Source organism: Lactobacillus sp. UMNPBX4 (assembly GCF_002554115.1).
GTDB lineage: Bacteria > Bacillota > Bacilli > Lactobacillales > Lactobacillaceae > Lactobacillus > Lactobacillus gallinarum.
In genome coordinates this window covers 1-21,252 of the sequence record NZ_PCZF01000022.1, presented here as the reverse complement: position 1 = coordinate 21,252, position 21,252 = coordinate 1, and the positions used below count along the sequence as shown (strand labels likewise).

25 protein-coding genes are annotated in these 21,252 nt (G+C 37.1%); 6 read left to right on the top strand and 19 right to left on the bottom strand.

Features of this window, described 5'->3' with window-relative positions; translation table 11 throughout:
* Positions 1–6 precede the first annotated feature (6 nt).
* Positions 7–1,716, bottom strand: a complete 1,710-nt coding sequence (gene ezrA, locus CP355_RS05730; RefSeq protein ID WP_098036575.1) for a septation ring formation regulator EzrA — start codon at positions 1,714–1,716, stop codon at positions 7–9.
* A gap of 282 nt (positions 1,717–1,998) precedes the next feature.
* Between ezrA and rpsD the strand changes: the two genes are divergently transcribed.
* The 5 genes from rpsD (at position 1,999) to CP355_RS05705 (ending at position 5,599) form a co-directional block, all read left to right on the top strand.
* The gene (rpsD, locus tag CP355_RS05725) at positions 1,999–2,610 is read left to right on the top strand and encodes a 30S ribosomal protein S4 (RefSeq protein WP_087175755.1); all 612 of its coding nucleotides are present in this window, start codon (positions 1,999–2,001) and stop codon (positions 2,608–2,610) included.
* Positions 2,611–2,699: 89 nt separating this feature from the next.
* Positions 2,700–3,167, top strand: coding sequence for a YueI family protein (locus tag CP355_RS05720; protein WP_098044076.1), 468 nt, complete (start codon positions 2,700–2,702; stop codon positions 3,165–3,167).
* Positions 3,167–4,480 (top strand): replication-associated recombination protein A, encoded by a 1,314-nt coding sequence (locus tag CP355_RS05715; RefSeq protein WP_098044075.1) that lies wholly within the window; start codon positions 3,167–3,169, stop codon positions 4,478–4,480. The genes CP355_RS05720 and CP355_RS05715 overlap by 1 nt, the downstream gene beginning before the upstream one ends.
* Before the next feature lie 305 nt (positions 4,481–4,785).
* Positions 4,786–5,067, top strand: a complete 282-nt coding sequence (locus CP355_RS05710) for a hypothetical protein (RefSeq protein WP_025005089.1) — start codon at positions 4,786–4,788, stop codon at positions 5,065–5,067.
* 67 nt (positions 5,068–5,134) lie between these two features.
* Positions 5,135–5,599 (top strand): universal stress protein, encoded by a 465-nt coding sequence (locus tag CP355_RS05705; protein ID WP_087363670.1) that lies wholly within the window; start codon positions 5,135–5,137, stop codon positions 5,597–5,599.
* Between the two features lie 66 nt (positions 5,600–5,665).
* Here CP355_RS05705 and CP355_RS05700 read toward each other — a convergent pair whose 3' ends face one another.
* The 18 genes from CP355_RS05700 to CP355_RS05615 all read right to left on the bottom strand — a co-directional run bounded on the left by CP355_RS05700 (position 5,666) and on the right by CP355_RS05615 (position 19,649).
* Positions 5,666–6,859, bottom strand: coding sequence for an FtsW/RodA/SpoVE family cell cycle protein (locus tag CP355_RS05700; protein ID WP_056945450.1), 1,194 nt, complete (start codon positions 6,857–6,859; stop codon positions 5,666–5,668).
* Between the two features lie 21 nt (positions 6,860–6,880).
* On the bottom strand, positions 6,881–7,108 hold the full coding sequence (locus CP355_RS05695) for a DUF2969 domain-containing protein (protein WP_025005090.1): 228 nt from the start codon (positions 7,106–7,108) through the stop codon (positions 6,881–6,883).
* A gap of 8 nt (positions 7,109–7,116) precedes the next feature.
* Positions 7,117–7,410, bottom strand: a complete 294-nt coding sequence (gene yidD / locus CP355_RS05690) for a membrane protein insertion efficiency factor YidD (RefSeq protein WP_098044074.1) — start codon at positions 7,408–7,410, stop codon at positions 7,117–7,119.
* Positions 7,411–7,423: 13 nt separating this feature from the next.
* Complete coding sequence (locus CP355_RS05685) at positions 7,424–8,413, bottom strand: rod shape-determining protein (protein WP_087175752.1); 990 nt, start codon at positions 8,411–8,413, stop codon at positions 7,424–7,426.
* A gap of 83 nt (positions 8,414–8,496) precedes the next feature.
* Positions 8,497–8,727: a DUF1146 family protein gene (locus tag CP355_RS05680; protein WP_025005093.1), complete on the bottom strand. Its 231-nt coding sequence runs from the start codon at positions 8,725–8,727 to the stop codon at positions 8,497–8,499.
* Between the two features lie 62 nt (positions 8,728–8,789).
* Entirely contained in the window at positions 8,790–9,230 is a 441-nt protein-coding gene (locus CP355_RS05675; RefSeq protein WP_087175751.1) for a F0F1 ATP synthase subunit epsilon, read from the bottom strand.
* 11 nt (positions 9,231–9,241) lie between these two features.
* Positions 9,242–10,681 (bottom strand): F0F1 ATP synthase subunit beta, encoded by a 1,440-nt coding sequence (gene atpD / locus CP355_RS05670; protein WP_087175750.1) that lies wholly within the window; start codon positions 10,679–10,681, stop codon positions 9,242–9,244.
* 22 nt (positions 10,682–10,703) lie between these two features.
* Positions 10,704–11,666 (bottom strand): F0F1 ATP synthase subunit gamma, encoded by a 963-nt coding sequence (locus CP355_RS05665; RefSeq protein WP_087175749.1) that lies wholly within the window; start codon positions 11,664–11,666, stop codon positions 10,704–10,706.
* 10 nt (positions 11,667–11,676) lie between these two features.
* A complete protein-coding gene (gene atpA / locus CP355_RS05660; protein WP_087175748.1) occupies positions 11,677–13,188 on the bottom strand; it encodes a F0F1 ATP synthase subunit alpha in 1,512 nt (503 codons plus the stop codon).
* 14 nt (positions 13,189–13,202) lie between these two features.
* Entirely contained in the window at positions 13,203–13,751 is a 549-nt protein-coding gene (locus CP355_RS05655; protein WP_025005097.1) for a F0F1 ATP synthase subunit delta, read from the bottom strand.
* A complete protein-coding gene (atpF, locus tag CP355_RS05650; RefSeq protein ID WP_025005098.1) occupies positions 13,751–14,260 on the bottom strand; it encodes a F0F1 ATP synthase subunit B in 510 nt (169 codons plus the stop codon). Before atpF ends, CP355_RS05655 begins: the two co-directional genes overlap by 1 nt.
* A gap of 51 nt (positions 14,261–14,311) precedes the next feature.
* Positions 14,312–14,536, bottom strand: coding sequence for a F0F1 ATP synthase subunit C (gene atpE / locus CP355_RS05645; protein WP_005718768.1), 225 nt, complete (start codon positions 14,534–14,536; stop codon positions 14,312–14,314).
* 19 nt (positions 14,537–14,555) lie between these two features.
* Positions 14,556–15,269: a F0F1 ATP synthase subunit A gene (gene atpB / locus CP355_RS05640; protein WP_025005099.1), complete on the bottom strand. Its 714-nt coding sequence runs from the start codon at positions 15,267–15,269 to the stop codon at positions 14,556–14,558.
* Between the two features lie 121 nt (positions 15,270–15,390).
* Positions 15,391–16,020 (bottom strand): uracil phosphoribosyltransferase, encoded by a 630-nt coding sequence (upp, locus tag CP355_RS05635; RefSeq protein WP_025005100.1) that lies wholly within the window; start codon positions 16,018–16,020, stop codon positions 15,391–15,393.
* An 82-nt stretch (positions 16,021–16,102) separates the two neighbouring features.
* Positions 16,103–17,104, bottom strand: a complete 1,002-nt coding sequence (locus tag CP355_RS05630; RefSeq protein WP_025005101.1) for an L-threonylcarbamoyladenylate synthase — start codon at positions 17,102–17,104, stop codon at positions 16,103–16,105.
* A 5-nt stretch (positions 17,105–17,109) separates the two neighbouring features.
* Complete coding sequence (prmC, locus tag CP355_RS05625) at positions 17,110–17,952, bottom strand: peptide chain release factor N(5)-glutamine methyltransferase (protein ID WP_098044073.1); 843 nt, start codon at positions 17,950–17,952, stop codon at positions 17,110–17,112.
* Entirely contained in the window at positions 17,945–19,033 is a 1,089-nt protein-coding gene (gene prfA, locus CP355_RS05620) for a peptide chain release factor 1 (RefSeq protein WP_098044072.1), read from the bottom strand. Before prfA ends, prmC begins: the two co-directional genes overlap by 8 nt.
* Positions 19,034–19,049: 16 nt before the next feature.
* Positions 19,050–19,649, bottom strand: coding sequence for a thymidine kinase (locus CP355_RS05615; protein WP_087175745.1), 600 nt, complete (start codon positions 19,647–19,649; stop codon positions 19,050–19,052).
* A gap of 149 nt (positions 19,650–19,798) precedes the next feature.
* On the opposite strand from CP355_RS05615, the gene CP355_RS05610 reads away from it, so the two are divergent.
* On the top strand, positions 19,799–21,151 hold the full coding sequence (locus CP355_RS05610) for a Mur ligase family protein (RefSeq protein ID WP_087175744.1): 1,353 nt from the start codon (positions 19,799–19,801) through the stop codon (positions 21,149–21,151).
* Positions 21,152–21,252: the final 101 nt, after the last annotated feature.

The window sequence follows — 21,252 nt, the reverse complement described above, 5'->3', positions numbered from 1 at the left end:
AATTATTTATTCTTTTTGTTCAGAATAATATGCATTTTCAAGTCGTTGATAGCTACCTGGTTCTACTTTTTCAATTGCAGTAGCAATGGTATCCAATGCTTCCTTATAATTATATTCATCGTAAAGTTGCATCGACTTCTTTTGTGCTTGCTTAATCGTATCCTTATCAGCATATTTATTTGAATACTGCATCGTTAACTCAACTAAGTTAGCAGAATTGATAATATCGTCTGCTTCACGCTTAAGTCGTTCAACATCATCAGAAATTTGAATTAATTCGTTAGAAATCTTTTCCATATTAATTCTGACTTGACTTAATTCATCACTAACATGACCAATTTCGTTAACGACTAAAGTATACATTTGAATAAAGCTATCTGGATTCCCTGGCAAACTACGTCTTTCAAGACGGCGATAAACTAATGAAACCTCTTGCTTAAAGTGCTTAATTGAATCATTAGCAACATTTTCTGAATCGTATAGGCCATCAACATCTGTCGACATTTTAATTTGCTCAGCATCAATCTCACGCAAGCGATCTAACATTTCTAACCATGAATCTTGAATTGCAGAATAGACGCCCTTGCCATCAGCTATATTTTGCGTATCAACTGTATATTGGCGATTCATGTTATTAACTTCTTTTTCAAGCTCTTTGCTTTTTTCAAGTTCGCCATGAGTTAATTCATAACTCTCATCAATATGTTGCAATTTCTCAACTAACTTTTTAGATGCCGTTTGCTGGTGAGAAATTAAAGCTAGCATCTTGCTTTGATTCTTTTCGACAAAAGGACGAGCTTTATATTCCTTAGCTAAAATGTCATAAAGGCCATCGATTTCACTAGATATCTTTTTATTTTCGTTAGCTAATTCATCGACTTTTAGTTCTGCCAATAGTTTACGAGCACTATCAATCTGATCATGAATGTCTTTAATTCTGCTTAAAACATCAACCTTAGTAATATAGTACTTTTCTGAAATCATCTTCTTATAAACATTAGATAATTCCTTAAGCTGATCTTGGAAAACTACTTCTAATTGATGATAGCCATCTTTGATTTTAGGCAGTTGTTTTTGTAAAGCTGCTAAAGACATGCGAATCTTAGATAAAACTCGCTTAGCCTCTACGTGATCTCCTTGAGATGAAAGATTCTTAGCTTCTTCAAAATCGCTCTCCATTGAAGCAAGTTGATCTTCAATTTGATCAATTGCTGTACCATATTCAAATGAATTAGCTAAAACGTCTTTTCTCAATTCACGATAGACTTTAATTAAAGCATCATACTGAATTTGATTTTCTTTATTGGATTCAAGCAATTCAGTAAACACTGCCTTAGTATTGCGAGCATCTTCTAAAGCCGGTTTAATTATTTGCTGTGCTTCTTTTATTTTCTTTCTGGCTTTAAAAAGTTTGTAAGTTGCATTTTCATTTGCCGCTTCTTCAACTAACTTCTTTACGCGTGGCAATTTTTTAGTTGAAGCTTCTTTATAACTCTTACGCCAAGTATTTAATGTGGTTAGACTTTCGCCCGCCAAATCCATTTTATTCAGTCGTTTGATATCATCTTCAAGGTGCATCTCTTCGATTTCATTAAGAGCTGCATCGATTACCTCGACTTCTCGCAACTGCTTACGATTAATGAGCAACATTAAAGCAACGACTACAATAATAAGGATTACAACGGCGACAATAATAATAGTTTGAATTGATGACATTGTTTATCCTCCAAAACTACAATAATTATAACAAAACATAGCCTAAAGATGTGCAAAAGCTGATGTATTTCTTGATTTATTATTCTGAACTCTATATAATACTATTCGTGTAAAATATTTGCAGCAATAAGTGACAAGAACGTCAACATCTTGAAACGCTTAAGTGAACGAGTAACCCGCGCTGCATTGGGCGAAAATGTAAATCCAAGATGCACGAATGTTGAACTTATTTGTAATATTTTACTCCAGAAATTATTATTTTAAATTTTATGGAGGATTTTTATGTCAAGATATACAGGTCCAAGTTGGAAACGTTCAAGAAGATTAGGTATCTCACTTTCAGGTACTGGTAAGGAAATCGCACGTCGTAACTACGCTCCAGGTCAACACGGTCCTAACAGCCGTGGTCGTTTGTCAGAATATGGCCAACAATTACATGAAAAGCAAAAGTTACGTTGGATGTACGGTTTGAACGAACGTCAATTTAGAACTTTGTTCACTCGCGCTGGTAAGATCCGTGAAGGTGAACACGGTACCAACTTCATGATTTTGCTTGAACGTCGTTTGGACAGTATTGTTTACCGTCTCGGTTTAGCTACTACTAGAGAACAAGCTAGACAATTAGTTAACCACGGTCACATCACTGTTGATGGCAAGCGTGTTGACATTCCTTCATACGAAGTCAGCGTTGGTCAAACTGTTGGCTTGAAGGAAAAGTCAAAGAACTTACAACAAGTTAAGGATGCCTTAGACGCAGTTACTGCACGTCCATCATTCGTTTCATTTGACGACAACAAGATGGAAGGTACTCTTGTACGTTTACCAGAACGTGACGAAATGGAACCAGAAATTGATGAATCACTCGTTGTTGAATGGTACAACAAGTTACTTTAATTTTTACATCTTATTTTGTCAAAAACCTTTCCCAATATCGGGGAAGGTTTTTTTGTTACAATTAATAGTAATAAAGAAAGGATGATTTTATGAGTGATGATTTAAGTAAGCGCGTAGAACAAGCTGCGCAAGGAATAACCCCACAGACTAAACCGGATGAACGCCGGCGATATTTAGGTTCACTGCGTGAGCGTGTGTATGTACGCATGAATAATGCTGAAGTAAAAGATTCCAAACTCACTAGTCTTTTCTTACAACACATTGATGATTTTAAAGGCTACACTATTTTGATTAACGGCAATATTACTGATGATGGTTTTCTAGGTGATGTCGAGGCAGCCTGCAGCAAGAAAAATATTCCATTTACATTAGTTAACAATGAAACTGCAAAAACTGGACCCGAAGATTCTGCTGTTTTAGTAGTCTCCAAAAATGCTATTAATCGTCAAAGAATTAAAATTGGACAAGTCTATGCTCCTGAGTTGCCAAAAACTGAATTAGAAGCGCCTAAAAAGAAAGAAAGCTTTTGGCATAAACTTTTTCACGGAGAAAAATAATGAAACCATTAGCTTATCGTATGCGTCCACAGACTCTTGATCAAGTTGTCGGACAGCAACATCTAATTGGATCTGGTAAAATTATTCGCCGAATGGTTGAGGCTCGTCTTCTATCATCAATGATTCTTTATGGCCCTCCTGGCATTGGCAAGACCAGTATTGCGAGTGCTATCGCTGGTTCTACTAAATATGCTTTTCGAAAGTTGAACGCAGCTACTGACGGAAAGAAGCAATTACAGCAAGTAGCCGCAGAAGGGAAAATGAGTGGCACCGTCATTTTATTATTAGATGAAATTCACAGACTCGATAAGACAAAACAAGACTTTTTATTGCCTTTGCTTGAGTCAGGACAAGTCATTTTAATTGGGGCTACAACGGAGAATCCATATATTTCAATTTCCCCTGCTATTCGTTCACGTTGCCAAATTTTTGAGCTAAAGCCTTTATCTGCTCAAGATGCATCGAATGCTATTGACCGCGCTTTAACGGATAAAGAAAATGGCTTAGGCAATTATCATGTTGAGCTGACGGATGATGCACGTGCCCTTTTAATCGAAAAAGGCAATGGAGATTTGAGATCTACTTTAAATTCATTGGAACTTGCGGTTTTGTCTACCAAACAAGAATTAAAAGATAATCATCAAGATACAGACTCTATTGTAATTACTCAGCAAGAAATGGCTGATTCTATTCAAATGAAGGTGCAGAATTTTGATTCTTCTGGGGACGGACACTATGATTTGGTATCTGCTTTTCAAAAATCAATTCGCGGTTCAGATACAGACGCAGCATTGCATTACTTGGCAAGATTAATCGAGTCTGGCGACTTAATTTCAATTTGTCGGCGTCTCTCCGTCATTGCTTACGAAGATGTGGGACTAGCCAATCCTAGCGCTGCAGAACATGCTATATTAGCTATTCAAGCTGCTCAAACGCTGGGCTTTCCAGAGGCGCGTATTCCGCTCGCTAATGCCGTCATTGAGCTGACTCTTTCTCCTAAAAGCAATAGTGCTATTACTGCCATAGATCGAGCAATTGATGACGTTAAAAACAAAAATATTGGCTCTATTCCCGCTAATTTAAAGGATGCGCATTATGCTGGTGCTAAAAAGTTGGGTCATGGAGTTAATTATATTTACCCTCATGATTTTGAAAATGATTGGGTCGCCCAACAATACTTGCCAGACAATCTTCTGACTGCAAGTTACTTTACTCCGAAAGGAAATTCTAAAGTCGAAGAAAGGTATAAGCTAATTTATCAAAAATTAAAGAAGATGCAACGCGATAATTTGAGCAAACATCACAATAGATAGCGCATTCAATATTATTGACAAACCTAATCTGATTGCGTATTATATAAGTGATCTGAGTTGATCGACAAGCTTAAATGTATAAAGTTGACCGATCAAACTAGAAGACGTGGGAGTTAGCAAATAACTACCGAATCGGAATACTGTCTTGTCACAGGATCCATATTCGCTGCGATGTTAGCTCAAATTTTGAACACTGCGGGTTCAACAAGCGTCATTATGCTTTGTTTAGTCAACTCGGATTTCTTTTGAATATCAGGAAAGGCGGTCTTAAATGGCCGTCTTTTTATATAATGAGGTTAAAATAAATGATAATTAAAATTGTAATGATTGTTTTTATTCTACTCTTGCTTTTAACTGCTTGGTATATGTGGCACAGACGAAATGGCCATTTTTTAATCTATGACGTAGGCGGTAATCCTCACCTAACCAACATTTTAAAATGGACTTCTATTGCTTTGATCGCAGAGAGCGCAATCGGAATTATCATTTTATTTATGGATAATAAATATCTTAACTTGATCACACTATTCCTTGCCTCTCTAACCATTTTGACCTTTAGTCTTTTAATTACAGATTCCAAAAAATAAAAATATAAACCTTCTAATAATAGATGAAATTTTGGTAAAATAGATATCAGGAAGAGGTGTTTAGAAAATGCTTTCACAATATAAGAATATTCAAGTTTCCGTTGATGGTTCTAAAGAAGCCGATTTAGCTTTCAGCAAGGCAGTTTCTATTGCCAAGCGTAATCATGCTACATTAGAGATCTTACATGTCATCGATACTCGTTCTTTCCAAAATGTTTCAAGTTTTGACTCAGCAATGGTAGAACAAGTTTCTAAAGATGCTGAAAAGAGAATGAAGGATTACCAAGCACGTGCTAACAAGGCCGGTGTTACTGATTCTCATTATTCAATCGAATTTGGTTCACCTAAGACAATCATTGGTCATGATTTCCCTAAGAAACACAATATTGACTTAATCGTTGTTGGTGCAACTGGTTTAAACGCAGTAGAACGTTTATTAATTGGTAGTGTTACAGAATACGTAACTAGAACTGCTAAATGTGATGTTTTAGTATGTCGTGCTAAAGAAATTGCTAATGCGTTAGAAGGCTAATTTTTATATTATTAATCAAAAAAGGTATTTAAGTTTTTAAGCTTAAATACCTCTTTTATTTATATTCTAGAAATCACCAGCGGTGCTAAACATGTAGTCTCGATTATGGAATTTCATTGATAAAATCAAACCAATACCAATCATGTTCCCTACCAAGGCTGAACCACCTTGAGAAACAAATGGTAAGGGAATACCAGTCAATGGTAATAAATCAATGTTCATACCAATATTTTCAAATACGTGGAATAAAATCATCATAATAACACCCGTAGAAATGTATGAATAAAATGCATTTCTAGTATTAAATGAAATTTTAACCATTTGAATAATCAGGTATAAATAAATTAAAATCAAACTTACACAGCCTACAAAGCCAAAATTCTCTCCAATTACGGAAAAAACCATGTCAGACCCACGAACTGGCACATATACGCTTGCTTTACCAAAGCCATTACCAAAAAGTTGCCCTGACCCAATTGCCTTCATACTTTGCCATAACTGGTAGGCACCTGATGATGTATCACCTGATGGATTAAGCCAAGACTTAATTCTTTCAAACTGATATGCTTGAAAGAAATGACTTAAAAACGCTTGCCCACCTGGCGTTACCACCATTAGAATAACTGCAATTGCTCCAATGATGACTATTCCATATAGGGGAACAATAATCTTCCACGATATACCAGAAACTAAAACTACACCACCAACAATTGCGATAAATACTAGCATAGTACCAAAGTCGTTCTGCAACTTTAATAAAATCGCTACGGGTGCAAGCCATGCAACTATTTTACCTAACAATAGCCAATCTGATTTAATGGTATGACCATATTTATCGTTATGATCCTTAACTACGCGTGCCAACATCAAGATAAATGCTGGCTTCATTATTTCAGATGGCTGAAAAGTAACAGGTCCTAACTTGAACCAACTCTTTGCCCCAGTATCCGCTGCAACACTACGATTATAGAAGAACAAAACCGCTATTAACAAGAATATTCCTATTCCGAAAAATATTGGTGCTATCTTAAATAATTGCTCTGCATCAAACTGCATTACAATTACAACAATTACAATAGAAATCAAATACCATAATGCTTGCATAACTACAGCTTTAACAGGTGAACCAATGTGACTTGGATCTCCAAGTGCAGCTATATATATACAATATAGACTGATTAATGCCAATAACGCCACAGGAATAATTATATTCCATGCTAATCGGTCAATTAGACTTGTTTTGTTTTCAACTTTTGCCATTAAATAATCACTACTTATATTTTATTTTTCATGCAATGTAAAGTATGAAAGTAAGTCATTAATACTGCTTTCTAGACTGTTAGCAAATAATACATTGCTACTCTTAGTCGTAGTAGCGCGATAACGACCTTCAACTTTTTCGATTAAACCAATGGACTTCTTGTTAGGAATAATAACTTCCCAAGTTGGTAAATTCTTACCCTTAAGTTCATTAACTTCAATATCAATATTTTCTAACTTTTTAGACATAAATCCTCCTACTTGCTATCCGGGTGAAACTTAGATGCTATAATCTCATCTTCGTATCTTTCAGGATGTGGATTTCGAAAAACAGTAAAATTATCAGGAACTGGGTCCACCCCACCGCGTATAAATGGGTTACATCTTAGTATACGACTAATTCCCATAATTAGCCCTAAAATTGGTCCATGTTTTTTCAAAGCATCAATCATATAACTAGAGCACGTAGGATAATACCTACAACTCGGTGGAAATAATGGCGAAATTAGAGCCTGATAAATACGTACGATAAAAATCAAAATCTTTCGCAAGTAATCTCCTCACTTAGTGTCGTTGATGTTTTTCAATATTCTTAAGCAAAGTACCAGTACCTAAGGCTACAGCTTCCAAAGGATGGTCAGCTGTTAAAACTGGGACCTGCAAGTAATATGATATCAACTTATCAATATTCTTCAATAATGCTCCACCACCAGTAAGCATGATACCACGATCAATGATATCAGCTGAAAGTTCTGGTGGCGTAGTTTCCAATACTTCTTTAGCTGCTGCAATGATTGACATAAGACCATCTTGCAAAGCATGCTGAATTTCAGGGGCAGCAACTGTAGTTTGTCTAGGTAAGCCATCAACTACATCACGACCACGAACCTTAATTTGTTGATCTTCATCAGGTTCAAATGCACTACCGATTTCAATCTTGATTTGTTCAGCAGTTCTTGAACCGATCAATAAATTATGTTTATTCTTAATATAGCTAATAACCGCTTGATTCATACGATCACCAGCGTAGCGAAGTGAACGTGAGGTAACAATTTCCCCCATGGACAAGACAGCAATATCAGTAGTACCACCACCGATATCAATAACCATATTACCTTGTGGTTTAAAAATATCAAGTCCTGCACCTACTGCAGCTACCTTAGGTTCGAAATCAAGGTAAACCTTACCGCCACCTGATTTTTCTGCTGCTTGAATAATAGCCTTTTGTTCAATCGAAGTAACTCCTGTAGGAGCACAGATTAAAATATTAGGCTTAGACATAAAACCTTTTACATTTAATTTTTCAATAAAGTATGACAGCATTTCCTCTGTAATATCGAAATCCGCAATTACACCGTTCTTCAAGGGGCGAATTACGCGAATATTACCTGGGGTTCTTCCTACCATTTCATATGCCTCTGAGCCAACTGCTACTACTTTATTTGTATCAGTATTAACAGCAACTACAGATGGTTCATTTAAAACAATCCCTTTTCCAGAGACATTGATTAGTACATTAGCTGTTCCTAAATCAATTCCTATATCTCGTGCCACAATAACCCTCCATAATTATTCATCGTCCATTTTACCATAAATAAATAAGAGTTTCCTTTACTGTCCCTGTTTTAACACAATCTTTAAAACAAATTACTTAATTGCATCGAAGTATCGATAAATGTAATTACAAAATTACCAACTAAAAAGCCCAATGCAATAGCAAGAAATAAATATAATAATTGCGTTTCAAACACATGTCCTTTACGAATTATTTTTTCTAGCTGCACAGCCTTCATTGCCTGAAAAGATAATCCAATTGCAATCAAATAAATTATTATACTAATAATGGCATGAACGCCTAATTGAAACATATTCTTTTCCTTTATTAATAAAAAAGACGGATGCAAAATCTGCATTCGTCTTTTTATCTCTTTTAGTGACCTTTAGTGTTGTAAACACTAATTCTGTTCATTGCTCGTCTTAAAGCAACTTCAGCACGTTCAAGAGTACGCTCATCATGCTTTTCACGTGCTTCCTTCAAACGCTTCTCGGCTCTTTCCTTAGCGGCTTGAGCACGAGATACATCAATGTTTCTAGCACGTTCAGCACTATCCGCAATAATTGTAGCCACGTTATTAGAAAATTCAATATACCCACCACTAATAGCGATGTGATCAATTCTTGAATTCATTTCACGACTACGTTTAACCTTGACCTCACTAATTACTAATGGGGTAAGCAAGGGTACGTGATTATACATTATTGAACGTTCACCATCTATAGCACGTACATCAACGATGCTTCCACGATGTGAATAAACCATTCCATTAGGAGTTACAACATTTACTTTAAAAAGCTTTTCTGGATCTGCCATTGGACATCACCCTACTTTTCTAGTAATGCTTTAGCTTCTGGATCACTTGGAGTTACGCCCATTTCTTGTGCTTTCTTCAAAACATCTTCAATTGGACCAACACCACGGAACGAATCTTCTGGTAAGTCATCAAGATGACCATCTAAGATAAGCTTAAAGCCCTTAATGGTTTCCTTAATTGGAACATATGAACCTGGCACACCAGTAAACTGTTCAGCAACAAAGAAGTTTTGTGACAAGAAGAATTGAACTTTACGTGCACGTGCAACGATCAATTTTTCTTCATCAGATAATTCATCCATACCTAAAACAGAAATAATATCTTGCAATTCGTGGTAACGTTGCAAAACATGTTGAACACGAGTAGCAACTTCGTAGTGTTCTTGACCAACAACTTCAGGGTCAAGGGCACTTGAAGTTGATTCAAGTGGGTCAACGGCTGGGTAAATACCTTGTTCTACCAAACTACGTTCCAAGTTAGTAGTAGCGTCCAAGTGTGCGAATGTGGTTGATGGAGCTGGGTCAGTATAGTCATCGGCAGGAACATAAACAGCTTGAATAGAAGTAATTGAACCCTTCTTAGTTGAAGTAATTCTTTCCTGCAATTGACCCATTTCAGTTGCCAAAGTTGGCTGGTAACCAACGGCACTTGGCATACGACCAAGCAAAGCTGAAACTTCTGAACCGGCCTGAGTAAACCGGAAAATGTTGTCGATAAAGAGCAAAACATCTTGACCTTCAACATCTCTAAAGTACTCAGCAAGAGTCAAACCAGTTAACGCAACACGCATTCTGGCACCAGGCGGCTCGTTCATCTGACCAAATACCATGGCAGTTTTACTTAAAACGCCTGAAGCTTTCATTTCGAAGTAAAGGTCGTTACCTTCACGAGTTCTTTCACCAACACCAGTAAATACGGAAATACCACCGTGTTCTTGAGCGATGTTGTGAATCAATTCCTGAATAATAGTGGTCTTACCAACACCGGCACCACCGAACAAACCAACTTTACCACCACGAACGTATGGTTCAAGCAAGTCGATAACCTTGATACCAGTTTCAAGAATTTCACGACTAGTAGTCAAATCTTCATACTTAGGTGCTTCCTTATGGATGCTTTCACGAGGGTGATCCTTTGAGAATTCTGGTCCACCATCAATTGGTTGACCTAAAACGTTGAATACACGACCTAAAGTATCTTCCCCAACAGGAACTGAGATTGGGCCACCAGTATCTTCAACTTTCATACCACGTCGAAGACCATCGGTAGATTCCATGGCAATCGTTCTTAAGACACCATCACCAAGCTCAACTGTAACTTCAAGAACAATACTTTCATTCTCGGATTTAATTACACGCAAGGCATTGTTAATATCAGGCAAATTCTTATCGATTGGGAATTTTACATCGACAACTGGGCCGATTACTTGAACGATTTCACCTTCACTCAAAACATCTACCTCCTTTTCTTTATTACTCTAAGGCATTTGCACCACTGATAATTTCAGTAATTTCAGTAGTAATTTGTGCCTGTCTAGCACGATTTAATTTCGTAGTTAAATTTGAAACTAAATCCTTAGCATTATCAGTTGCACTCTGCATAGCTGTCATTGAACTAGCATGCTCTGCAGTCTTTGCATCCAAAATAGCACCATAAATGGTTGAACGCGCATACTGTGGTAACAACTTCATTAACACTCTATTAGGATCTGGTTCAATATCATATTCTAATTCTTTATGTGCTTCAGCTTCTTTAACTCCAATATCTAAATCGACAATTGGTAACATCTTTTCAACACGAAATGCAGATGATAATGAGTTTACATGGTGCGTATAACATACATAAAGTTGATCAAACACACCGTTCAAAAACATCTTGATTGCTGTTGAAACGATTGGCAAAACTTCATCAAAAGTTGGGACATCGGACACACCATTTTTCTCGTAAACAACATTAACGTTGTTCTTCTTAAAAAATTGGGCTCCAACTGAACCTACGGCCAAGACTTTAACTTCATGACCTTGTGCACGTTCATCTTCAAAGATTCCCATCATGTTCTTAATAACATTACTATTATAAGAACCTACCAAACCACGATCACCACTTACTACTAAAAAGCCAGTAGACTTAATATTCTTTCGTGGTTGAATCATATCAGCTGTAATACCTAAACCAAATACATCAGTGTAATCGATCTTGGCAATATTTCTCTTATCAATTGATACGTCTTGATCGCGCAAGCTATCTACCACCTGTGAACTAATCAAGCGAGAAATAGTCTTACGAACATGATCGTTATAAATAGTGTAACCTTTATCACGATCTTCAGTTTGGTTTAACTTTGATGCAGAAACCATTCGCATAGCTTCTGTGATTTTACCAGTTTGCTTAACTGAAGCAATTTTCTTCTTCAACTCAAGTAAAGATGCAGGCATATTCTACCTCCTATTTCTCACTTGGTGCAAAGCTCTCACTAAATTCCTCAATAGCTGCTGACAACTTCTTGTCATCTGGTAATTTACCAGTTTCACGAATTGTCTTGAGCAAGTCAGCATGGCTGCTGTCAAAGTTATCAAACAATTCATTTTGGAAGCGACTAATGTCTTCAACTGGAATAGAATCAAGATAGCCGTGAGTCAAAGCATAAAGAATCAAAACTTGTTTCTCAACTGGAATAGGATCATGAAGTGGTTGCTTCAATACTTCAACAGTTCTTTGACCTCTATTCAGCTTAGCTTGAGTGGCTTGATCAAGATCACTACCAAATTGAGCGAAACTTTCAAGTTCACGGAAAGCAGCAAGGTCAGTACGTAAAGTACCAGCAACTTTCTTCATAGCCTTAATCTGGGCGTTACCACCAACACGAGAAACTGAGTTACCAGCATCAATGGCTGGACGAGTACCAGCAAAGAACAAATCACTTTGTAAGAAAATCTGACCATCAGTAATAGAAATTACGTTGGTTGGAATATATGCAGAAATGTCTCCCGCTTCGGTTTGGATAATTGGCAATGCAGTCAAAGATCCACCGCCAAGCTTGTCACTCAACTTAGCACTACGTTCTAGCAAACGTGAGTGTAAGTAGAAGACGTCACCTGGGTAAGCTTCACGACCAGGCGGACGACGGAGAAGCAAGGAAAGTTCACGATAAGCGACGGCTTGTTTTGATAGGTCGTCAAATACGATTAATACATCCTTGCCATTGTACATAAATTCCTCACCCATAGCAGTACCAGCATATGGTGCAATGTAAAGCATTGGTGCTGGTTCACTTGGGCCCGCTTCAACAACAATGGTATAATCCATTGCTCCGAAACGCTTTAAAGTTTCTACTTGAGTTCTAACGGTTGATTCCTTTTGACCAATAGCAACATAAATACAAATTACATCTTGGTTCTTTTGGTTAAGAATTGTATCGATGGCTAAACTAGTCTTACCAGTTTTACGGTCACCAATAATCAATTCACGCTGTCCACGACCAATTGGAACTAAGGCATCGATAGCCTTAATACCAGTTTGAAGTGGTTGATTAACTGATTGACGGTCCATAACCCCTGGAGCTTTTTCTTCAATAGGACGCGTCTTATCAGCCTTAATTTCACCTAAACCGTCAACAGGTTGACCCAATGGGTTAACTACTCTACCGATTAGGGCGTCACCAACAGGAACTGACATAATTCGACCAGTTCTTTGAACACGGTCGCCTTCACGAATATCGTCAAATTTACCTAGGATAATGATACCAACATCACTAGCATCAAGGTTTTGAGCAATACCGTATGAACCGTTATCAAATTTTAACAACTCACCGGCTAATGCATTATTAAGTCCGTGAGCCCGGGCGATACCATCACCAACGTAAGTTACAACACCAACTTCGTTAATGTCGAGCTTGTCGTCGTAATGTTCAAGTTGCTGCTTGATCAAGGAGCTAATTTCTTCCGCTTTAATGCTCAATGGTTTCACCTCTTTTAATTTTCATCAATTATTTGCGCACGGATCTTCTTCAGCTTATTTTTAACTGATCCATCAATCACGCGATCCTTCACTTGAAGAATCACGCCGCCTAAAATACTTGGATCAACTTTATTCTCAAGACGCACAGCATTTAAGTTATATTTCTTAGCGAAACCATCACCTAAACGCTTAAGTTGATCATCATCCAACTTCACTGCTGTAGTTGCAGTACCAGATGCGATCTTGTTTTTATCATCATAAAGTACAACAAATTGATCAATAATATCGACCAAGTATGCAAAACGATCATATTCAAGCAGCAAATTTAAAAAGCCTTGTACTTCTTTTGAAAAATCTTTTTCAATAGCAGTTAAAAAATCTTTTTTATCCTTACTGTTTAAGATAGGATCACTTAAAACGTTGATGACTTGAGGAGTGGCAACTACTGCCTTTTTTAACTCCACCATTTCATCATAAACGCTATCAAGTACTTTATTATCTTGCGCATAGCCGAACAAAGCGGCACCGTAGCGTGCAGCTACTTCTTCTCTACTTAAAGCCATTAATCATCCAACCCCTTAATAAATTGGTCGACTAAATCTTTTTGGTCTTCAGCAGATAAATTCTTAGCAATTACCTTTTCAGCAATAGCTACAGAAATATCAGCAACTTGATCACGTGCAGAATTCAATGCATCTGATTTAGCCTTAGTGGCTTCTTCATTTGCCTTCTTACGAATTGCTGCAGCATCTTCATTCGCACTTGCTACGATTTCTTTGCCAGTTTTTTGCGCATTAGCTTTAGCGTCAGAGAGAATCTGTGTTGCTTCTTGTCTTGAGTTCTTCAAGGCAGCTTCACGCTCGTTAGCAAGCGTTTCAGCCTTTTTTCGATCACTTGCAGCTGAATCCAAGTCATTAATAACTTTTTGCCGCCGCTTTTCCATCATTTCTGATACTGGACCCCAAGCAAAGTGCTTGACCAATAACATCAAGATGGCAAAACAAATTAAATACCAAAGTGCATTACCTAGGTAAATATGATGTGAGGCTGCAAATAATGTTTGAATAGTCATTTACTGCCCTTCTCTCTTTAATATTTAAATCCTTTAGTTTTAAAAATTTTATTAAAGGAAAAGAATCAAGAAGGCAACAACGATAGCCAAAATAGGAACGGCTTCGATCAAACCAACACCGATAAACATTGTTGCTCTTAAGTTACCTGCACTTTCAGGTTGACGAGCCATACCTTCAAGAGTTTTTGAAATAACTTTACCGTTACCCAATGAAGCAGCTAAAGCTGCCAAACCAGCTGCGATGGATGCAGCAAGGTATTTAAAAGCTTCTGACATAAATTTATACCTCCAAAATTTATTCTGTAGTAACTTTCTTACCAATGTAAACCATTGATAAAGTTACGAAAACATATGCCTGGATAGAGCCAATGAAGACAGAGAAACCTTGCCAAATCATGGCTAATGGAGCTGCTAGAATCAATGTAAATGGTCCACCAGCATGTGCTAGATCATTACCAATTAATGTAAGCAAAACTTCACCAGCATAAATGTTCCCATATAAACGTAATGATAAGGTTAAGAAATTGGTAAACTCTTCAATAATGTTAATTGGGAGCATAAAACCAACTGGCTGCGTATAATTCTTTAAATAGCCGCCAACACCAAATCTTTGTACGCCGAATGTGAACGATAGAAGCAAGGTCATCATTGCAAACGACATTGTCGCTACTGGATCAGCAGTTGGTGACTTGATAAAGACCCAATCATCAACTTTGACTTCCATAAACATACCCAATTGGTTCATAAACCAAATGAAAAGAAATAAAACAAGTGCATATAAAGATAGGTGTTTTTGCGCATCTACATCACTAACATTATCTTTGACGATACCGTTAGTAAAATCGAGTAAATATTCAAAAACATTTTGTCTTTTGTTAGGTTTCATTTCAACTTTTCTTGCAAGCCAAAGGCAGATAAGAAAAACTGCTAAAGCCATTAGCGTTGAACCGATGATCCCAGTAAGATCAAAATTCAAGCCCATGAATTTAAAAACAAATGATTTCTCCATTACTTCGTGACCTCCCTTCTCGTGTTGAATTAAACTCGAACACGTAAATCATCTTAACACCAAAAAATTCTTTTGTGTAACATGAAAGCGTATTCTAATAAATATTTTTACGAAAAAGGGTTTACTTAGTTCCGAATAATCGGTCACCAGCATCACCCAAACCTGGGAAGATGTAGCCGTTATCCATCAACTTTTCATCTTCAGCAGCTGCGTAAATATCAACATCTGGGTTAGCTTCTTGAACAGCCTTGATTCCTTCTGGAGCGGCTACTAAAACTGCTAACTTGATTTCTTTAACGCCGCGCTTCTTTAATGCAGCAATGGCATCATTTGCTGAACCACCAGTTGCAAGCATTGGGTCAACAACTAAACATTCACGTTCAGCAATATCCTTTGGAGCCTTGAAGAAGTATTCATGTGGCTTCAAAGTTTTTTCATCACGATACATGCCGATGACCGCAATTTTAGCTGATGGTACCATATCAAGAACACCATTAAGCATCCCGATACCAGCACGTAAAATTGGCACAATTGTCAATTTCTTACCAGCAATTTCTTTTTGGACAGTTTTACCCATTGGTGTTTCAATTTCAACATCTTCAAGTGGTAAATCTCTCGTAATTTCATAGGTCATTAACCCACCAATTTCGCCAACAATTCTACGAAATTCATTTGAACCTGTGTCCTTACGACGAATGATAGTTAATTTGTGTTGAATCAATGGATGATCCAAAACTACAAACTTTCCCATATATGCCTCCTATAACAAATAATCTGATCATAAATATTTTAATCAAAAACGCAAAGGGTTTAAACCCCTTTGCGTTTATTTTTTATTTATTAAAATGATGTCCACCAGCAGCTTTGTTCAAACGATTCATGTAAGCCAAACTTTCTTCGCCTTCATCAAAACCTTGAACATAAATTGTGGCGATGTCGTCTTTATCGTCAAAATAACGTAATCCGCCAAATAAATTATGATCGGCATCAACTAAGTTCTTACCTAAATTAAACTTGTTTTCATCTGGCAAATCAATTTGGTCCAAAACTGAACCCAGTGCGGCAACACCCGTTTTATCATTAAAGTCAATTTGACTAAAGTCAGCGGGATCATCTACTACGATCACTGGTTCACTTGGAGCATAGTGGCGATACTTCATACCTGGAGCCTTCGGCACATCTTTATCTGCAACCTTACCAGTATTAATTAAAACTTTTTCGCCTAAAACTTCACTAAGTTCTTCTGGCGTAATCTCACCTGGACGAAGAACAATTGGAGTTTTGACTGATAAATCAATAATAGTTGATTCAAGACCCACGCGAGTTGGACCACCATCAATAATACCTGCAATCTTACCTTTCAAATCGTGGTAAACATGCTCAGCTGTTGTTGGACTTGGCTTAGTTGAAGTATTAGCAGATGGACCTACGATTGGATAACCCAATTTTGCAATCAAATCATGAGTTAACTGATCGTCAGGACAACGAAATGCAACTGTATCAAGACCACCTGTAACAGCATCTGGAAGCGTACCAGGCTTGACAAACAAAAGCAAAGTCAATGGACCTGGCCAAAAATGCTTGATTAATTTCTTAGCTCTTTCAGGCACTTCCTTGGCATAACGCTCCATCATTTTTTCATCAGAAACCGTAACGATCAATGGATTATCACTAGGGCGACCTTTTGCGGCATAAACGCCCTTGACAGACTTTTCTTTAGTTGCAATAGCGCCTAAACCATAAACTGTTTCAGTAGGAAATGCTACAAGCTCCCCTTCAGCTAATAATTTAACAGCTTCATCAAGTTGATCTTTTTTAAAAATTTTGGTTTCCATAATTTTTATTTTTGCCACCTTCCATGAACCATGCGTGGCTTGCCGGCCATGTCTTTTCTAAATTCAATATCAAAATCAGGCAATTCTTTAGCAAATAATTCTTTCAATTGATCTTCTTCACTGAAACCAAATTCCAAGAAAAATTCACCATGACTATTTAAATGATCACGAACCTGTTTAGCAAATTTTTTATAAAAATCTAAACCGTCACTACCTGCAAAAAGAGCCTCTTTAGGTTCATTCTGCAGGACATTATCATCCATCTCTTTTTTCTCAGTTGTCTTAATATATGGCGGGTTAGAAATAATCTTGTCGAACTTCTCTAATCCAATTAAGACATTCGCTTTGCGCGTTACTACATCCAAGTCATAAGTCAAGAAATTCTCTTCACTAGTTCTTAATGCAGAATCAGTAATATCACTAGCATAAAGGGTCAAATCTTTAATTCCCTTTTTCTCTGCCTCTTTAGCAAGAGCAACAGTGATGCATCCCGAACCAGTACCAAGATCAAGCACCTTATCGCCGCTCTTTAACGACTTAAGTGCCCATTCAACTAGTTCTTCGGTTTCAAAACGAGGAATCAAAACTCCTCGCTGCACCATAATATTATATCCCAAAAACCAGGCGTAACCCAAAATATACTGCGGAGAAACACCCTTAGCTAGCTTTTTAATGTCTTTATTAGCTTGTTTTAACTGGGCATCAGATAAGACCATATCTTGTTTTAACTCAAATTCGCTTGGAGTCAAATTAAGACGTTCCGCTAAAACATAATCTATATCTTCAGGGCGAGCATTTTCAGCAGTTTCGCCTGCCTTAATTCTAATTTCCTTTAAAGTTTTAGGCATTTTGATCAGCCAACTCCTCTAATTGCTTAGTTTGGTTATAAAGAATCAATGCATCAATAATTTCGTCAAGCTCACCGTTCATTACTCGATCAAGCTTGTTAATAGTTAAACCAATACGGTGATCAGTTACACGGTTTTGAGGATAGTTGTAGGTTCTAATTCTTTCTGAACGATCCCCTGTACCAACAGCGCTCTTACGCTTGGCATCATATTGAGCTTGATTTTGACTTTCGTAATAATCGTAAACACGAGATTTCAAAATTTGCATAGCTTTTTCACGGTTTTGTTGTTGACTACGTTGATCCTGCATAGCAACTACGATACCCGTTGGTAAGTGAGTCATACGTACGGCACTAGAAGTCTTGTTGATGTGCTGACCACCGGCACCACTTGAACGGTAAACATCGACACGAATATCTTTAGGATCAATATCAATATCAACTTGCTCATATTCTGGCATAACGGCAACAGTAGCAGTTGAGGTATGAACACGACCTTGGGATTCAGTTACTGGGATACGTTGAACACGGTGAGCACCATTTTCATATTTCAATTTTGAATAAACCTTGTCCCCAGTAATCATAATGGTAACACGCTTATAACCACCAACTTCTGTTGGTTCTGAATCAATCATCGAAACCTTCCAGTTTTGACGTTCAGCGTATTTTTCATACATTCTAAGCAAATCGCCAGCAAAAAGTGAAGCTTCATCACCACCAGCGGCACCACGAATTTCCATGATGATGTCTTTGTCATCATTAGGGTCCTTTGGCAGCATTAAAATTTTAATTTGATCTTCGAGTTCTGGAATTTCTTTTTCAATTTCAGCGTTTTCTTCTTTAGCCATTTCGATCAAATCAGCATCTGTTTCACTGGCAATAATTTCTTTATTGTCAGCAATTTCTTGCTTATCCTTTTTGTATTTCTTGTACTTTTGTACAACTTCACGCAAATCGGCTTCTTCTTTAGAAATTTCCATGTAACGCTTAGTATCATTAATAACTTCAGGGTCTGCCATCATTTCTTGAAGTTCCTCATAATGAGCCACTAAGCCCTCTAATTGAGCCATTACTTTATCCATAAATTAAAAGTCCTCTCTATCTCTGAATACCTGGGTGAAAATAATGATAGCGACAAACTGGATAGTAACTCTCATCGCCACCAATTTGTACCTGCTCACCTTCATATACAGGTTTGCCATTATTAACTCTTAAATTCATTATTGCTTTATGACCACAATAATGACAAATAGTTTTCATCTCTTCTATTTTATCAGCAAAAATCAATAAATTTTCACTGCCTTCAAATAAATGATTCTGAAAATCATTTTTTAAGCCAAACGCCATTACTGGGATATTAAATTCATCTACAATTTTGGCACATTCCAAAACATGATGTCTTTTCAAAAACTGTGCTTCATCAATTAAAACACAAGCCAATTTTCCTTTTCCATCAGCTAGATCATGGCTATTCATCTTTTCGATGTATGTAAATAAATTCATATCTTCAGTAATTGGAATTGCCTTTCGATGTAAGCCAATCCTAGAAGCAACCGTACCAACACCACTACGATTATCAAGTCCGCTCGTCATTAAAGCAATTTTTCGTCCTTGTGCCTCATAATTGTGAGCCACCTTTAAAATTTCTATTGTTTTACCACTACTCATTGCACCATAACGAAAAAATAATTGCGACATTCCGGGCCCTCCCTTTTACTTAAAAAGTATTCGCCTAACATAGTATAGAGGAAAAAATAAATTTGTGTAGCTAAATGAACAGTAAAACCTCGTTTTCATTCCTGCTCTATGCTAAACTAAAACATAGTTTTAAAGTGAGGGATTATAACATGAGTTTTAAATCAGGAATCGCCAAAGTTGCGGGAAAGTCTAGTTACTGGTTTTTACATAACGTTTTAAAAGGTGGTACTAGTTTTCCTGGCAAGTTTGCTATGAAAATTGATCCAAACGTTCTTAATTCTCTAGCCAAAGGCTACGAAACCGTAATCGTTACTGGTACTAATGGGAAAACCATGACTACTGCATTAATAGTTGAAGCCTTAAAGAAAAAATACGGTGATGTTTTAACTAACCCATCAGGTTCAAACATGCAGCAAGGAATTGTAACGGCTTTTTTGGCTCACAAACATAAACATGTTAAGCGAAAGATTGCGGTGCTAGAAGTTGATGAAGCTAACGTAAAAATGGTAACTAAGTTGCTTCATCCTAGCGTATTTGTTTTAACAAATATTTTCCGTGATCAGATGGATCGATACGGTGAGATTTATACGACCTACGACAAAATCGTTGATGGTATCAAATTAGCACCTGATGCGACCATTATTGCTAACGGCGATGCAAGCATCTTTTCATCAGTTGAGCTCCCTAATAAGAAAATTTTCTACGGTTTCAAATTACCTGATGATAAACCAGAAAACGATCTTAAGGCCCCTGTTAATACTGATGGTGTGCTCTGCCCTAAATGTGATCATATTTTGCATTACCATAGCAGAATTTACGCAAACTTAGGTGACTTCTTCTGCCCTAATTGTGGCTACGACCGTCCTGACTTGACTTTTACAGTCAATAACATTCTTGAACAAACGCCTAATAGTTTGAAATTCCAAATGGGCAACAAGGATTACTCTATTAACATCGGTGGTACTTACAACATTTATAATGCTTTGGCTGCTTACTCAGTAGCACGTCATTTTGGCTTAACTGAAGCTGAAGTTGCTCAAGCATTTGCAGAAAACAAGCGTATTTTTGGCCGTCAAGAATTAATTCATTACGGTAATAAAGATATTGATTTAATCTTGGTCAAAAATCCTGTTGGACTTGATGAAGTGTTACACATGCTCAACACCGAAAAGGATGATTATTCTTTAGTTGCACTGCTTAACGCTAACCACGCAGATGGTATTGATACATCATGGATTTGGGATGCTGATTTTGAAGGATTAAATAAAGACAAGATTAAGAAAGTTCTGGTTGGTGGACAACGTTGGCATGACATGGGCTTCAGATTAGAAATTGCTGGCTTTGATCCAGGTACAATGAGCACCAATCCAGATTATGATAGTTTAATCGAAGAAATTAAAAAATTACCAACTAAGAAGGTTTATATTCTTTCTACTTATACTGCTATGCTTGCCCTTAGAAAGAAAATGGCCGAAAAGAAAATTATTAAAGCTGGTATGTAACGATAAAGATTCACGCAAAGTGAATCTTTTTATTTTAGAGAAAAATAAGGTTCAGTATAAAAACTTGTGTAAACGGCTGTGAGATTTAGGATGCCTTTCGG

Excerpts from the sequence above, each read along its gene's own strand:
- CP355_RS05695 (WP_025005090.1), bottom strand. The coding sequence starts at position 7,108 with ATGTCTAAAAAGTTAGAAAATATTGATATTGAAGTTAATGAACTTAAG.
- CP355_RS05710 (WP_025005089.1), top strand. The coding sequence starts at position 4,786 with ATGATAATTAAAATTGTAATGATTGTTTTTATTCTACTCTTGCTTTTA.
- rpsD (WP_087175755.1), top strand. The coding sequence starts at position 1,999 with ATGTCAAGATATACAGGTCCAAGTTGGAAACGTTCAAGAAGATTAGGT.
- CP355_RS05720 (WP_098044076.1), top strand. The coding sequence starts at position 2,700 with ATGAGTGATGATTTAAGTAAGCGCGTAGAACAAGCTGCGCAAGGAATA.
- CP355_RS05680 (WP_025005093.1), bottom strand. The coding sequence starts at position 8,727 with ATGTTTCAATTAGGCGTTCATGCCATTATTAGTATAATAATTTATTTG.
- CP355_RS05630 (WP_025005101.1), bottom strand. The coding sequence starts at position 17,104 with ATGGAAACCAAAATTTTTAAAAAAGATCAACTTGATGAAGCTGTTAAA.
- prfA (WP_098044072.1), bottom strand. The coding sequence starts at position 19,033 with ATGGATAAAGTAATGGCTCAATTAGAGGGCTTAGTGGCTCATTATGAG.
- CP355_RS05665 (WP_087175749.1), bottom strand. The coding sequence starts at position 11,666 with ATGCCTGCATCTTTACTTGAGTTGAAGAAGAAAATTGCTTCAGTTAAG.
- atpF (WP_025005098.1), bottom strand. The coding sequence starts at position 14,260 with ATGACTATTCAAACATTATTTGCAGCCTCACATCATATTTACCTAGGT.
- ezrA (WP_098036575.1), bottom strand. The coding sequence starts at position 1,716 with ATGTCATCAATTCAAACTATTATTATTGTCGCCGTTGTAATCCTTATT.
- CP355_RS05655 (WP_025005097.1), bottom strand. The coding sequence starts at position 13,751 with ATGGCTTTAAGTAGAGAAGAAGTAGCTGCACGCTACGGTGCCGCTTTG.
- CP355_RS05615 (WP_087175745.1), bottom strand. The coding sequence starts at position 19,649 with ATGTCGCAATTATTTTTTCGTTATGGTGCAATGAGTAGTGGTAAAACA.
- CP355_RS05610 (WP_087175744.1), top strand. The coding sequence starts at position 19,799 with ATGAGTTTTAAATCAGGAATCGCCAAAGTTGCGGGAAAGTCTAGTTAC.
- CP355_RS05675 (WP_087175751.1), bottom strand. The coding sequence starts at position 9,230 with ATGGCAGATCCAGAAAAGCTTTTTAAAGTAAATGTTGTAACTCCTAAT.
- CP355_RS05715 (WP_098044075.1), top strand. The coding sequence starts at position 3,167 with ATGAAACCATTAGCTTATCGTATGCGTCCACAGACTCTTGATCAAGTT.
- atpB (WP_025005099.1), bottom strand. The coding sequence starts at position 15,269 with ATGGAGAAATCATTTGTTTTTAAATTCATGGGCTTGAATTTTGATCTT.
- upp (WP_025005100.1), bottom strand. The coding sequence starts at position 16,020 with ATGGGAAAGTTTGTAGTTTTGGATCATCCATTGATTCAACACAAATTA.
- prmC (WP_098044073.1), bottom strand. The coding sequence starts at position 17,952 with ATGCCTAAAACTTTAAAGGAAATTAGAATTAAGGCAGGCGAAACTGCT.
- CP355_RS05705 (WP_087363670.1), top strand. The coding sequence starts at position 5,135 with ATGCTTTCACAATATAAGAATATTCAAGTTTCCGTTGATGGTTCTAAA.
- CP355_RS05700 (WP_056945450.1), bottom strand. The coding sequence starts at position 6,859 with ATGGCAAAAGTTGAAAACAAAACAAGTCTAATTGACCGATTAGCATGG.
- atpE (WP_005718768.1), bottom strand. The coding sequence starts at position 14,536 with ATGTCAGAAGCTTTTAAATACCTTGCTGCATCCATCGCAGCTGGTTTG.